At 32.1% G+C, this 14,314-nt stretch carries 15 protein-coding genes and 1 pseudogene; all 16 read right to left on the reverse strand.

Going from position 1 to position 14,314, the window contains the following annotated elements; all coding sequences use genetic code 11:
• Nucleotides 1-71: 71 nt before the first annotated feature.
• Entirely contained in the window at nucleotides 72-512 is a 441-nt protein-coding gene (locus tag ACSYT2_RS11280) for a DUF6115 domain-containing protein (RefSeq protein ID WP_430855314.1), read from the reverse strand.
• 13 nt (nucleotides 513-525) lie between these two features.
• Nucleotides 526-1,251, reverse strand: coding sequence for a FliA/WhiG family RNA polymerase sigma factor (locus ACSYT2_RS11285; protein WP_430855315.1), 726 nt, complete (start codon nucleotides 1,249-1,251; stop codon nucleotides 526-528).
• Nucleotides 1,252-1,264: 13 nt separating this feature from the next.
• A complete protein-coding gene (locus ACSYT2_RS11290; RefSeq protein ID WP_438384791.1) occupies nucleotides 1,265-1,891 on the reverse strand; it encodes a flagellar brake protein in 627 nt (208 codons plus the stop codon).
• 14 nt (nucleotides 1,892-1,905) lie between these two features.
• Nucleotides 1,906-2,763 carry a MinD/ParA family protein gene (locus ACSYT2_RS11295; RefSeq protein WP_430855317.1) on the reverse strand — a complete coding sequence of 286 codons (858 nt, stop codon included), beginning with the start codon at nucleotides 2,761-2,763 and terminating at the stop codon, nucleotides 1,906-1,908.
• The gene (gene flhF, locus ACSYT2_RS11300) at nucleotides 2,757-3,893 is read right to left on the reverse strand and encodes a flagellar biosynthesis GTPase FlhF (RefSeq protein WP_438384792.1); all 1,137 of its coding nucleotides are present in this window, start codon (nucleotides 3,891-3,893) and stop codon (nucleotides 2,757-2,759) included. The genes ACSYT2_RS11295 and flhF overlap by 7 nt, the downstream gene beginning before the upstream one ends.
• The gene (gene flhA, locus ACSYT2_RS11305; protein ID WP_430855319.1) at nucleotides 3,894-5,963 is read right to left on the reverse strand and encodes a flagellar biosynthesis protein FlhA; all 2,070 of its coding nucleotides are present in this window, start codon (nucleotides 5,961-5,963) and stop codon (nucleotides 3,894-3,896) included.
• 30 nt (nucleotides 5,964-5,993) lie between these two features.
• Nucleotides 5,994-7,835: a fused FliR family export protein/FlhB family type III secretion system protein gene (locus tag ACSYT2_RS11310; RefSeq protein ID WP_430855320.1), complete on the reverse strand. Its 1,842-nt coding sequence runs from the start codon at nucleotides 7,833-7,835 to the stop codon at nucleotides 5,994-5,996.
• Nucleotides 7,836-7,846: 11 nt separating this feature from the next.
• Nucleotides 7,847-8,116 (reverse strand): flagellar biosynthesis protein FliQ, encoded by a 270-nt coding sequence (gene fliQ, locus ACSYT2_RS11315; RefSeq protein ID WP_430855321.1) that lies wholly within the window; start codon nucleotides 8,114-8,116, stop codon nucleotides 7,847-7,849.
• Between the two features lie 11 nt (nucleotides 8,117-8,127).
• The gene (gene fliP / locus ACSYT2_RS11320) at nucleotides 8,128-8,907 is read right to left on the reverse strand and encodes a flagellar type III secretion system pore protein FliP (protein ID WP_430855322.1); all 780 of its coding nucleotides are present in this window, start codon (nucleotides 8,905-8,907) and stop codon (nucleotides 8,128-8,130) included.
• Nucleotides 8,900-9,256, reverse strand: coding sequence for a flagellar biosynthetic protein FliO (locus ACSYT2_RS11325; protein ID WP_430855323.1), 357 nt, complete (start codon nucleotides 9,254-9,256; stop codon nucleotides 8,900-8,902). Before ACSYT2_RS11325 ends, fliP begins: the two co-directional genes overlap by 8 nt.
• An 11-nt stretch (nucleotides 9,257-9,267) precedes the next feature.
• Nucleotides 9,268-9,738 carry a flagellar basal body-associated FliL family protein gene (locus ACSYT2_RS11330; protein WP_430855324.1) on the reverse strand — a complete coding sequence of 157 codons (471 nt, stop codon included), beginning with the start codon at nucleotides 9,736-9,738 and terminating at the stop codon, nucleotides 9,268-9,270.
• Between the two features lie 5 nt (nucleotides 9,739-9,743).
• Nucleotides 9,744-10,472 carry an OmpA family protein gene (locus ACSYT2_RS11335; RefSeq protein WP_430855325.1) on the reverse strand — a complete coding sequence of 243 codons (729 nt, stop codon included), beginning with the start codon at nucleotides 10,470-10,472 and terminating at the stop codon, nucleotides 9,744-9,746.
• A gap of 2 nt (nucleotides 10,473-10,474) precedes the next feature.
• Nucleotides 10,475-11,278: a motility protein A gene (locus ACSYT2_RS11340; RefSeq protein ID WP_430855326.1), complete on the reverse strand. Its 804-nt coding sequence runs from the start codon at nucleotides 11,276-11,278 to the stop codon at nucleotides 10,475-10,477.
• An 11-nt stretch (nucleotides 11,279-11,289) separates the two neighbouring features.
• Nucleotides 11,290-11,481 (reverse strand): flagellar FlbD family protein, encoded by a 192-nt coding sequence (locus tag ACSYT2_RS11345; RefSeq protein ID WP_430855327.1) that lies wholly within the window; start codon nucleotides 11,479-11,481, stop codon nucleotides 11,290-11,292.
• Between the two features lie 109 nt (nucleotides 11,482-11,590).
• The gene (locus tag ACSYT2_RS11350) at nucleotides 11,591-13,756 is read right to left on the reverse strand and encodes a flagellar hook-basal body complex protein (protein WP_438385018.1); all 2,166 of its coding nucleotides are present in this window, start codon (nucleotides 13,754-13,756) and stop codon (nucleotides 11,591-11,593) included.
• Nucleotides 13,736-14,245: pseudogene (locus ACSYT2_RS11355) on the reverse strand (flagellar hook-basal body complex protein); the annotation flags it as partial. The pseudogene ACSYT2_RS11355 and the gene ACSYT2_RS11350, both read right to left, overlap by 21 nt.
• Between the last annotated feature and the right edge of the window lie 69 nt (nucleotides 14,246-14,314).

The raw sequence follows: 14,314 nt of genomic DNA on the forward strand, positions 1-14,314 counted from the left end.
ACCTAAAATCAGACCTATACCTATTCCTAAAAGTATTCTCTTATCGCTTAAAAAATCTACTATATCTTTTATTATTTGAACAAACCTTTTACTAATAGTACTTCCCCCTTACCTAAGGATAACTTTTCACAAATCTCATCCTCACTAAGTCCAAGCTCTAAAAGCTCTCTAATTCTTTCAGTCTTTCCCTTTTTACTTATATTATCAATAATTCCTTCCTCAGAACCTAAAAGAAATTCTCTTTCATCATCTTTATCTTCTTCTAAAGAATTAACCACTAATTTTTCTTCTTTAGAATGGGACATGGTATTTCTTATATCTAATATTTCAGTCTGAAGTTCAGTTAAACTCTCTGCAATATCTTTTCTAATCTGACCAATTTGAATTTCGACATCAGATATGTCTTCTTCTTTATATTTTAACACATTACCAAAGGAACTTTCATCCTTTTTTATAGCTTTAATGTTTAAAAATATCAAAATTACTCCTAATATGACTAATAATATCGGCATAATTATCCCTCTTCTATAAATATTTCATATGTTTCATTTTTTCTCTTAAATTTCTTATAGCTCTACTATGTAATTGACATACCCTTGATTCTGATACTGATAATACAGCACCTATTTCTTTAAGGGTTAATCCTTCGTAATAATATAAGTTAAGTACAGTTCTATCCTTTTCATTTAAAGATTCAATAGCTTGACCTAATATGTTAATTTGTTCTTTTTCCTCATAGCTCTCCTCTGGGCTTGGACTATTTTTGTCTTCTATCAATCCCATAACTGTCATATCTTCATCATCTGAAAATATAATGTCTTCCAAAGAAACTACGGAAATATAATTTATATAATTTTCTATTTCGCCAACCTCATTAATTGACATATTCATATAATTAGCTATTTCAAACTTTTCTGGTTCCCTTAGTAGTTCTTTCTGTAGTGATTCAACAGCTTCATTATATCTATTTAACTTATCCATAGCTCCTTTTGATATTGGTCTACATCTTCTGATTTCATCTATAATAGATCCTTTTATTCTTATAGATGCATAAGAAGAAAATTTCATTCCTTTACTGCTATCATACTTTGAAATAGCATCCATTAATCCGATCATTCCATAACTTACAAGATCTTCATATTCCATGTACTTATTTTTTCCTAAGCTTACACGTGATGCAATATACTTTACAAGTGGTATAAATTTTTCTACTATTTGTTCCTTTCCTTCCAAAACATCTAAGGTGGTCATCAACTCTCCTCCTCTATAAACGTTCCCTTTGCTTTCTCATTTGAATAAATACCTTTTCAATAATCTTATCTCTTTTTCTTTCGTCCATCTCAATAAATCTTAATCCACAAATAATTTCTCTTTCAGTATTAATCTCAACTCTTACTACCTTCCCTGTTACATGAACTTTTTCTTCATTTATAAATAAATTAACTACTATCTTATCCCCCATCTGTACCTTATCTCTTACTTTGATCCTAAGACCACCACCACTTAAATCTAGTAGCATCCCCTTTTCCCAAGTTCCTTCTCCATCTTCTTCACCTTTTTTATAAAAGACATATTCAAACAGATTAACTCTTACAAAGTCTCTTCTTTGCACCTTACTTACGTTATATGGTAGAGATAATTTGTAAAATGGTATTTTATTATCTACTACCCTTTTAATCACTTTTGAATTAAAGGTAAAATAATTTCCACCCTCAACATAATAATCAATACTTAATTCTTCACCTTCGTTTAAAGTTAGATATACTCCGTTAATTACAGGAATACTCATTAAAAAATAATCTTCTCCCAGATCTTGTATAATACTTTTATACGATTTTTTATCTTGATTAACACTAATATTACCGTTAATCACCAAATTAAATTTTGACATTTATTGTGTTCCCCCTAAGAAAATAAACTGAAAAGTTTTCTAAATAATCCTTGGGCACCTAAATTATTTGTAGATTGCTCTCCAATTAATAATTTTGTTATATCTTGTATTGACTTTGCAGCGTCTGAATGTGGGTAAGATAGTACAAATGGTACTTGTTCCCTAACCCCTTGTACTAATTTTCTATCATCTAATATACACCCTAGATAACTTACTTTCACTGAAAGGAATCTATCTATAGCTCTTTTAAACTTATTAAAAGTTTCTTGCCCTTCATCTTTAGTAAATGCCCTGTTTACAACAACCCTAGCTTTATCCTTTATTTTAAAATGATTTACTGCTTTGATTAAACTGTAAGCATCTGTTAATGAAGTTGGCTCAGGAGTTGTAATCACAATTACCTCTTCTGAACAAGAAATAAAAGCTAAAACACTTCTATTTATTCCTGCTCCAGTATCCATTAAAATATAATCAAACCCATCTAAACTTTGTAGTTTTTCTAAAAATATTCTTCTTTCTTCATCTTGTAAGTCTTCTACTTGATTTAAGCCTGAACCACCTGGCAAGAGCTTAATTCCACATGGTCCTTCTACTAATATTTCATTGATATTTTTGCCTTTTATTAAATCAAAAATATTGTACCTTGGATATACTCCCATAAGTACATCATCATTTCCCATTCCTATATCTGCATCAAATATTAGAACCTTTTTCCCCTGCTTTTGGAGTGCTATTCCTACATTTACAACAAAATTACTTTTACCTACACCACCCTTACCTGAGGTAACTGTAATTATTTTTGCTTTTCTAGCCTCTCCAACCTTATCTTCATTATTAACCAATCTTCGTAAACTTTCAGCTTGGTCTAACATAATGTTTCCTCCCCGAATATGAATCTAAGAACCTCTTCTTTTGTTGGAACTTTAATATCATCTGGAACATTTTGTCCTGTTGTTATATACTTCAAAGGTTTATCAGCTCTTCTTTGAATATTATATAAAGCTCCATAAGTTGTTGTCTCATCAAGCTTTGTAATAATTACTTGATTATAATCTAGTTCCTTATATCCCTCTAAAATAGTCTTAATATCCTTATTTTTAGTTGTAGCACTAATTACTACATTCACACAATCTGGCTTTGCTTTTTCAACAAATGCTCTTAATTCAGATATTTGCATGGTATTTTTACTACTTCTCCCTGTAGTATCAATAAGAACAATATCACAATCTTTCATGGCATTTACTGCCTCTTCCATTTCCTTTATTGTAATTACAACCTTAAATGGTATATTCATAATTTCAGCATAGGTTTTTAACTGTTCTACTGCACCTATTCTATATGTATCTACTGTTATTAATCCAACTTTCTTCTTTTCGATTAATGAAAGTCTTCCTGCTAACTTTGCTATAGTTGTTGTCTTTCCTACACCTGTTGGGCCTACCAATACTACGTTACCACTTAACTCATCTAAAGAAATTTGTATTTCTTCACCTATAATTCTCTTAAGATTTTCCTCTATATTTTCTTCTCCAACCTTCACCTTAAGATCTTCATAGAATTCCATATCTATATCTATATCTTTAATCATTTCTAATAATTCATCTACTTCATCTACTTCTTCTTTAGTAGTATTCTTTATAACCTTATTAAGTAATTCTTTCATTTCTTTAACTTCTTCTTCTAGAGGATTAACTTCTGCCGCAATATGTACTTTCTCTTCTGATACTTCTACCTTTTGCTTTGATTTAATTTCATTTTCCATAATCCTCTTTAAGTCCTTTAGGGAATCGTTAAAGTCTTCATCACTTTTCTTATTGTTAACTTCTTTAGAAGAATTCTCTGCTGCTGCTGTAACTTCTATTTGCTTATCAGAAAAAAATCCTTTTATTCCAGGTTTCCTTATTTTTCTTTGACTAATAATTACTGCATCCTTACCAAGCTCATGTCTTATTCTAGTAAGAGCTTCGTTCATGTTACTTACTATGTATTTCTTAATAACCATTTACAGTGTTACAACTCCTTCGGTTCTAATTTCCACATCATTAGGTATCTCATTTAATGATATTATCATAACATGTGGGAATGCCATTTCTACCAACTTCCTAAATACTGGTCTTATATTTGGAGAAACTAATATAATTGGCTGATTGTTATAGAAGTAAACTGATTCAATAATTTCTCTTATATTATTAAATATCCTAGTTGTTGTATCTGGGTCAATTGCAGGGAAGGAACCTTGCATTGATTTTTGAATATTATTAGCTACAATTTCCTCTAGTTGAGGACTTAAAGTAACTACAGATATTGCCCTCTCCTCATTAACAACTTGATTGCATATTGTTCTAGCTAATGCAAACCTTACATACTCTGTTAATATTTCCAAATCTTTAGTATTCCTTGAATTATCGGCTAAGGATTCCATAATAGTTACCATGTCTTTTATAGGAACCTTTTCCTTTAAAAGATTTTGTAATACCTTTTGTAATTCTCCTATAGTTAATAAGTCAGGTATTAGTTCTTCTACCACTGCACTATATTTTTCTCTTGCATTATCAACTATTAACTTAACTTCTTGTCTTCCTAACAATTCATAAGAATGAGCTTTAATAGTTTCTGTTAAGTGAGTTACCATAACAGTTGTTGGGTCAACTACTGTTAGCCCTTTTATTTCTGCCTCTTCTCTCTGATCCTTATTAATCCATACTGCTGGCAAGTTAAATGTTGGCTCTATAGTCCTTATTCCTGGAATTTCAGAGTTTTCTCCAGTTGGATCCATACATAAAAGCATGCTAGCCATTAATTCAGAAGATGCTATTACTGTACCCCTTATTTTAATAACATACTCATTTGTTTTTAACTGCAGATTATCTCTTATCCTAATAGGTTGTACTACTATCCCCATTTCAATAGCACATTGCCTCCTTACAGAAGCTATTCTTTGAAGTAAATCTCCTCCTGTAGCTTCATCAGCCAATGGTATTAACCCATATCCTATTTCAACTTCCATAGGTTCAACGGAAATAAGATTCATAACATTTTCCGGCTCTTTTCTCTCCATCTCCATAATCTCATCATCTTCTATTGCCATTTCAAGCTCTTGCTTCTTATCTTCTTCTTTATATAAAAGATATGCCAGTGCTCCTGTAGCAGCTGAAGCTGATAAAAATGCAAACTTAGGCATATTAGGTACCAATCCTAAGAATAACATTACTGCACTTGCAATTGCTGCTGCCACTGGGAAAGCAGTTAACTGCTTAGCAAAGGTATTACCAAAATTATCTCTACTTCCTGAACGTGTTACAAGAATACCTGATGCAGTAGAAATTAGAAGCGCTGGAATTTGTCCAACAAGCCCATCTCCTACAGTTAGCATTGTATACTTTGCAGCGGCATCGCTAGCAGTCATATCCTTCATCATAACTCCAATTATAATACCACCAACGATATTAATTATTGTTATAATAATACCAGCTACAGCATCTCCCTTGACGAACTTAGATGCACCATCCATTGCCCCGTAGAAATCTGCCTCTGATTGAAGATCCATTCTTCTTTGCTTTGCTATTGCTTCATCTATTAATCCTGAATTTAAATCAGCATCAATACTCATTTGTTTACCTGGCATAGCATCAAGTGTAAATCTTGCTGATACTTCTGATACTCTACCAGCACCCGCAGTAATTACCATAAATTGTATTATAACTATAATTAAGAATATAATAATACCAACTGCATAATTTCCTCTTACAACGAACTCACCAAAAGCTTCTATAATCTTACCTGCATCAGCTTCCGTAAGTATAAGTCTTGTAGATGATATATTTAGACCTAACCTAAATAATGTTGTTACAAGTAGCAATGTAGGAAACACTGATAATTGCAATACATTTGTAGTAAACATAGTAATCATGATAATTACTATAGATAATGTTATATTTAATGCTAATAAAACATCAAGTACACCTTTAGGTAAAGGAATTATAATCATTAATACAATTCCAATTACACCAAAGGCTACAAGAACATCGAGATTATTTTTAAAATCCAGCTTTTTATTATTTATTGGTGACAAATTAACCCCATCCTTTATTTCAACTACATATTATTGCTTCTTCTTAAGCTTATATACCATGGCTAGAATTTCAGCCACAGCCTGGTACATGTCCTGTGGCACTTCTTGATCTATTTCTACCTGTTCAAAAAGCATCCTTGCTAAAGGTTTATTTTCCATTATTGGAACCTCATTTTCTTTTGCTATTTCTTTAATCTTAAGAGCTACTAAATCTGCACCTTTAGCCACTACTTTAGGTGCATCCATCTTTCCATCTTCATATTTTATAGCTATTGATAAGTGCGTAGGGTTCGTAATAACTACTGTTGCATCAGCCACAGACTGCATCATTCTCCTTGTTGCCATTTCTCTTTGCCTTTGCTTTATTTTCCCCTTAATTTGAGGGTCCCCTTCCATTTGTTTATATTCTTCTTTTATTTCTTGCTTTGTCATTCTAAGATCTTTTTGATGGAATCTAAATTGAATAAAATAATCTATTGCTGCAAGTATAATAAGAACTATAGATATCTGAGTAAATATTCCAACCACCAAATCTTGTACATCGCCTCCTAATGAGGGTAGGTATGAATTTGTCATTTGCATTATTAAATCATAATTATCAGATACATATTGATATCCTATAAAGCCAACAATAGACACAACTATTAAATTCTTAACCAGATCAACTAAACTTTTCTTAGAAAACATATTTTTAAATCCTGATATAGGATTTAACTTACCAAATGAAGGTTTTAAAGGTTCTCCTGTTAGCATAAAACCGGTTTGCATTATACTACCAATTATTCCAGCTATCATAATTGGTATTACTATTGGTAATATAGCTATTGCAGTTTTTCCCATTACCATTAATGTAATTCCCTTTAAACTCATTTCATTAACCTCTTGTAGTATTCCTGAATTCATAAAATAAATCATTACATCTTTAAATGTAGATACTACAATTGTACTAAGAAGCATAATAACTAATGTACAAGCTACCATTGTAATTGCTAGTCCAACATCCTTACTACGTGCAACTTGCCCTTTCTTTTTTGCTTCACTCTTTTTCTTCGGTGTTGCTTCCTCAGTCTTTTCATCCTTTGCGAAAATCAACACCAGAGGCATTGCCGGCATAGATTTGAATATTTCCTGGAAAATATTCGGTATTAAATCAAATCCATAAACTATAGTTTTTATTAATATAGGTAGTAAAGCTACAAAAGTCATTAGACCTACTATCATCTTTACTGGCATACCTAAAATCATTACATTAAGTGCTGGAACTGTTCTAGATACAAGCCCCATACATAAATCTGTTATTATTATTATCAATACCAAAGGTATTGCAATTTTCACACCTATTATAAAATATGTAACAAAAGCATCTAATATAGTTGGAAAGGTTTGTTCAAATACTACTGTATGACCTAAAGGAACTATATTAAAACTTTGAATCAATAATTTTATTAACACATGATGACCATCGATAACAAAAAATATTACCATGGAAATAAAATATGTTATATTCGCTAATATAGTAACATTGGTTTTACTTGTAGGATCCATCATATTCATCATGGAAAGACCTATTTGCATGTCCATAAAACCACCAGCCATCTTAGCTACTTCAAAAACCAAGTCTGTTATGTATCCAAGTATTAATCCACTTAATACTTCATTAACTAAATAAATTGCTAACATATAATTGTTAGATATATCTAAAATGGAGTTATAATCAATTCCTGATATTATAGCAAAGGATAATATTAATCCTAGAACTCCCTTTAATATTGGTGGGGTTCCTGATGGAAAAAAGACCTTTGCCACTAAAAAGAATGCTGTTAATCTTATAAATATAAATGTTAAGGCTAGGAAGTAGGCTGTATCAATCACTACTCTACCTCCTAAGTCGAAACTTTAATAATTAATTCAAATATTCTACTTGTAAAACCCATTATAGTATGAAGCATCCAACTTCCAAGCAATATTCCTATTAATGCAACCCCTATAAGCTTCGGTACAAAGGTTAAGGTTTGCTCTTGGATTTGTGTTGTTGCTTGCAAAATACTTATAATAAGCCCAATTATTATTGCGGCTGCTAATATAGGTGCTGCCACTTTTAATGCTGTTACTATTCCATCCTTTACTACTCCAACTACTAAACTTTCACTCATACCATCTCACCTCACGAGAAACTCATAATTAATGACTGAACTAACAAGTACCAACCATCAACCATTACAAATAGTAGTAACTTAAATGGTAGTGATACCATTACCGGTGGCAACATAAACATCCCCATGGACATAAGTACACTACCTACTACCATATCTATTAACAAGAATGGTAAGTATAATAAGAATCCTATTTGAAAAGCTGTTTTAAGTTCACTAATAGCAAAAGCTGGTACAACAACTGAGAAAGGAATATTTTCTTCTGATAATTCCTCATCTTGTAAATCTGAAGCTTCAACAAAAAGTTCTAAATCCTTTTGTCTTGTTTGCTTTAGCATAAACTGTTTAAGTGGTTTCCCACCCTCTTGAATAGCTTGTTCTTGAGTTATTTGATTTTCTAAATATGGTTTAATTCCATTCTCATTCATTTCATTATAAACTGGGGTCATAATGAAGAATGTTAAGAATATAGCTAGTCCAACTAAAATTTGATTTGGAATAGACTGCTGTACTCCCATAGCACTTTTTAAAAATGAGAATACTATTATAATCCTAGTAAATGATGTTACCATTATCATTATAGATGGTAATAATGTTAATACAGTAAAGAACAACATCAGCTTTATATTCGATACATAATCCTGTGGTGTTCCTTCCCCTTCACCGCCTATTGATATATTAACATTAGGTAAATCAACATTATTTGGTGCTGCATTTGCAACTATACCTGATAAGCCTACAAAAGCTATGGCAAATAAAATTATAAATAACATCTTCTTCTTTTTATTCATGCTTCTCTTCCTTTAACTTTATTTTTTCTATAAACTTATCAAATATTCGAGTCATATTTTCTACTGACTCTCTCTTATCTTTTTCTATCTTTTCAACTTCTTCTTCAGATAGTTCCTCCAGTTTTTCTGTATGCCCAGCTGCAGTTGATAAGACCATGCCCTTCTTTCCAACTCTAACAACAACAATATAATTATCCTTAGCTATCTGAACCCTATCTATTACCCTAATATACTTTTTATCAATATTATTGTTAATACCTTTATTTGTGTATTTTAATGTAATTATCATAGCTCCTAGTACTATAGCTAATGCTGCAATTAATTTTAGAAACATAAATGTAAATTCCATATTCATCTTCCTTATTGAGTTAATAATTCATCAAAATAAACATCTACTATTTTTCCTTGATCTAAGATCTTATTTATCTCTAATACTAATTCTTTCTTTAGCTTCTCTTCATTTCCTGCTTCAAAATCTTTTGCTACTTTTGACTTTAAGTAAAATATAGTTTTATCCTTTATTTCAACGGCTTTTTCTTCTATTTCTTTAGCAGCCTTTTTATCTTTTTTATCATAAGAAACATTTACTTTTGCTTTTAGATATCTCTTTGCATCACTGTCACTTAAGTTAATCATTATTTCTTCCCCTACTGGAACCTTAATTTCACTAATAACCTTTTGACTGTTATCTCGACTTTGCATAAAGAAATATACTCCACCAAAGGTTCCTGCTCCTAGTACTATAAAAGCAATTAAAATTAGAAATATGGTTTTAAATTTCCCTGAAGATTTTTCAACATCTTTATTTTCTTTCTTATCTTTCTTAGCCATTATGATCACTCCTTATTATTTGCAACAATTAATATGTTAACTCTTCTATTTTGCGCCCTGTTCTCTGCTGATGTATTATGGACCAATGGCCTAGTTTCTCCATATCCAGTAGCACTAAATCTATTAGCATTTTGTCCTTTTCCTTCTGTAAAGTATCTCAGAACCTTTGTAGCTCTAGTTGCTGATAACTCCCAGTTAGAATCAAATTTACTTGTTTTTATTGGAACATTGTCTGTATGCCCCTCAATTATTATAGAGTTTGGTAATGTTGAAATCAATACGTTAATCTTATCCAGTATAGCCATAGATTCGGCTTTCAAATCAGCCTGTCCAGTTTCAAATAATATATTATCCCTTAATTGTAGTATTATTCCTCTTTCATCTTCCGTAATAGATACAGTTGATGATAAATCATTTCTATTTACAAAGTCTTTTACCTCTTCATAGGTTTGAGTCTGACCACCAGTTGCTTCAATTAAGTCCTCATAAGATGACTCTCCACCTACTAATGGAACCTTCCCATTATATAAGTCATATTGTAATATTGAGTCAGCGCTACTTCCAGACATAATTTCATTAAAAGCATTAGATACCTGCTTTACCTTTTGAGCATCTACACTAGACAATGAATATAAAAGAACAAAGAAGGTCATAAGCAAAGTAATTGTATCAGCATAGGTATCTAACCAACTGGTAGTAAATTCATCACTATCCTTTTTCTTTCTCCTAGCCATTGCTATGCAACCCCTTCACTATTCTCTTGATTATTCTTTAAATAATCTAATCTATCATTTGGATCTAAATATGTAATAAGTTTTTCTTCTACAATTCTTGGATTAACACCTGATTGAATAGCTAATATTCCTTCTAACATCATTTCTCTAACTCCAACTTCCTTTGCACTCTTCTTACTTAAGTTTGCTGCAATTGGATTACAGAAAATATTTGCTAAGAATGATCCGTATAATGTTGTTATAAGTGCCTTACCCATACCTGATGCTATTGTAGTTGCATCAGTTAAATTAGCTAGCATCTGAATTAATCCAATAAGAGTTCCAAGCATACCAAAACCTGGTGCATATGCTCCCCATGTTCTAAATATCCCTGCTCCTGAAGCATGTCTTTCTTCCATAGCACTTATTTCAAGTTCAAGTATCTCTTTAATTGTTTCTGGCTCAATTCCATCTACAACCATTTGTAATCCCTTTTTTAAGAATTCATCCTCAAGTCGTGATATCTCATCCTCTAATGATAGTAATCCTTCTCTTCTAGCCTTCTTTGAAAGTTCTGAAAATTGTGATATAACTTCTCTCCCTGACGACTTCTCCTCTTTAAAAGCTTGTATGAAAACTATTCCAATCTTTTTCATCTCATCAGCAGAAACTGTTATTAGAACTGCTGCTAATGATCCGCCTATTGTAATTAATACTGAAGCAAAGTCCCAGAATAGCATAATGCTACTTCCCATTGTCATAGCCCAAAACATTAGGGCTATACCTCCTACTAAGCCTATCCCAGTTAAAGCATCTGATTTTTTCATGTTATTGCCTCCTACAACTTATAAGTAAAAATTCTATTTTTATACCTTATAACTGCCTCTTTTATCTCATCTATACTCTCTAATACTATATATTTTTTACCATTAGTTAGAGTTATAAGTGTTTCAGGTACTTCCTCTACCTTCTCTATGTGCTCTGCATTCAAAATAAATTCTTTATTATTCATGCCTGTAACATCTATCATAAATACCCTCCTTATTAATTAAGGTACCTCGGTGCTTAGATAAGTTTATACAAGTATTATGCACTACTTGTAATACCTTACTTAAGCACCTTCGTACCTAAACTAAATTTTATCTCTTAAGATTAATTATATCTTGTAATATTTCATCACCAGTTGTAATCATCTTACCACTTGCTTGGAATGCTCTACTTGATACAATCATATCTGTGAATTGTTCAGCTAGGTCAACATTTGACATTTCAAGCATCCCTTGAAGATTATCTCCGTATCCCTTACTATTATCTTCACCTAGTGTTCCAACACCACTCTTTATTATTGGATCCCCTGAGTTAACTGATCCACTATATAAGTTACCACCCATTTTAGTTAATCCTTCTGGATTCTTAAAACTTGCCATTGCAATTTGACCTAATGCTGCAACTCTTCCATCTTCTAGAACTCCATTAATAACACCTGTACTATCGATTGTATATGTCTTAACTCTTAGTTCTGTATCTGTTCCTGGTATTCTAACCTTATCTGGAATTTTTAATGTTTTAAGTGTTCCATCATATGATTTAAGATCCTTAGTACCATCAACAAAGTTTATAGTACCATCACCGTCAATACTTTGAACTGGTGTACCACCTAGTATTTCATCTGAATCAAAGTTGTCTAAAACCATTGAGTTTCCACTAACCCTAATTCCTTGTTTTATACCTTTAGCATCTAGTGCTTTACTTAAAGCATTCGATATTGCAGTTGAACTTGTTGCTCCTGGTGTTGTGAAATCTCCATCAATTGTAATTACCTTATTCTTCTCATCAACCGTAGCTTCAGTTCTCGTACCTGCTGTTACCTTACCTATTTGAATTTTATATCCATTTAATGCTCCACCTGAAAGAGGCTCAAAGACCATTCCGCCTACTCCTATTACTTCTGGTGCTTTATCATCATCTCCACCCTCAACTGTGCTTGATGTTAAACCTGTATAAACTTTATTTTGCCCTGAAACCTTTATCTGTTTATCACCAGTTAAATTAAGTGCAGCATTAATTTTTTCTTGTAACTCTGATTTTGTAACACCACCTGGTGTTACAAAATCACCTGATATGTTAATTCTTTTTGGATTAGTCGGATCAACTTCAACCTTTAAATCCTTTGAACCATCCGTTCCAGTTACATCAATAATTGCAAATTCATAATCATCAAAAGGTGAATCAGCCTGTGGAACTGGGAATGATATTGTAAATCCACCTAAGTCTACATTTTTAGGTGCCTTAGCATCCTTACCTTCTTTAAATTGGACAGCATTAGTTCTTTTAGCATCATCATAAGTACCACTTACTTCAAGTTTAGCATCCTTAATACCAGCATTAGTTAAAGCATTTTTTATTTTAGTATTTATTTCTGTCTCAGTTAAGTTAGCTGTTGCACCGTGTATTTTTATCTTTTTATCTGTACTATCAACAGTTACCTTTAAATCTCCAGTATCATCACCAAATTCAATCTTATACCCATTAAGTGCAGCAGTATTACCAACAGTTATATTAAATCCACCAAAATCACCATTCATATTAGTTATTTCATTATTATCCTTATCAAACATCTTTGGTGCTGTAGCTATGACACCTTGATCTGTTTGACCATAAATTTGAGATAAATTCATTGGTGACCCAGTTACGTTTGTTACTGTTTGTTCTATTTTAGCATCTCCAAGTGCTGCATTTATAGCCTCTTTTAAACCTGCTCCTGTAATTGCTCCTTTTGTAATAAAGTCTCCATCAATTATAATTTTCTTAGCATCTGTATTAACTGTTGCTTCAAGTACTTCTGATGATACCTTTCTTATTTCAAAAGTATATCCATTTAATTCACTACCCTCGCTTAACTTAAGATTAAATCCTGCAAAGGTTACTGCTCCTGGCGCTGTAGCACTAGATCCCCCCTTAATACCTTCTGATCCAAGATTAGCTATATTTATTGGATTACCTGATACAAATACAGATTGAGATATTCCATTTGCAGATAATCCCTTATTAACTGCTGATTCAACTTGAGAAGCAGTTAATCCACCTGGTGTCGAAAAATCACCATTTAATATTATTAGTTTTGAAGCCTTATCTACATCAGCCGATGTCGGTGTTTGAGGTCCTATTGCCCCTAAAACAACCTTATATCCATTTAATTGTGACCCTGGTCCAAATCTAAAATCAAAACCTGCTGATGTAACAGTTGATGGATTTTGAGCTGATGGTCCCATTGAGCTATCATCATTAGTTAATGAATACCCCATTACTCTATAACCATCTCCAGTTAGTAAGTTACCTTCATTATCTAAAATAAATGATCCATCTCTTGAATACATTAATTCTGATCCTGAATTTGCTAATGATTGATCTGTAATGGTATGAGTACCTGGTCTATGATTAACTTCTAGTTGTCCATCTCCATATACAGCAGGTCCTTTACTTACCATGAAGAATCCTTCACCATCAATTGCCACATCAAGTGATCTTCCAGTTGGTTGCATCATCCCCTGTGTCATAACTGAGTCAATACTTGCAAGTTGAACACCTAGTCCAACTTGGCTAGCATTTACACCACCTTGGTTTTGTGATGGTGCCATAGCACTTGAAACATTTTGACTTAACATATCTGAAAATCTTGCTCTTGACGATTTGAATCCTGTTGTTCCTACATTTGAAATATTATTACCTATAACATCTAATTTTGTTTGATTTACTTTCATTCCGCTTATACCGGAGTACATTGATCTTAACATATAATTTGACCTCCAACCTCATAATAAATTTAACTTACTTCTGTCATTCTGTAAGTTTAGGCTTCCTAA

Origin of the sequence: Clostridium zhoujianii (assembly GCF_051590805.1) — a bacterium.
In the GTDB taxonomy this organism is placed as follows: Bacteria; Bacillota; Clostridia; order Clostridiales; family Clostridiaceae; genus Clostridium.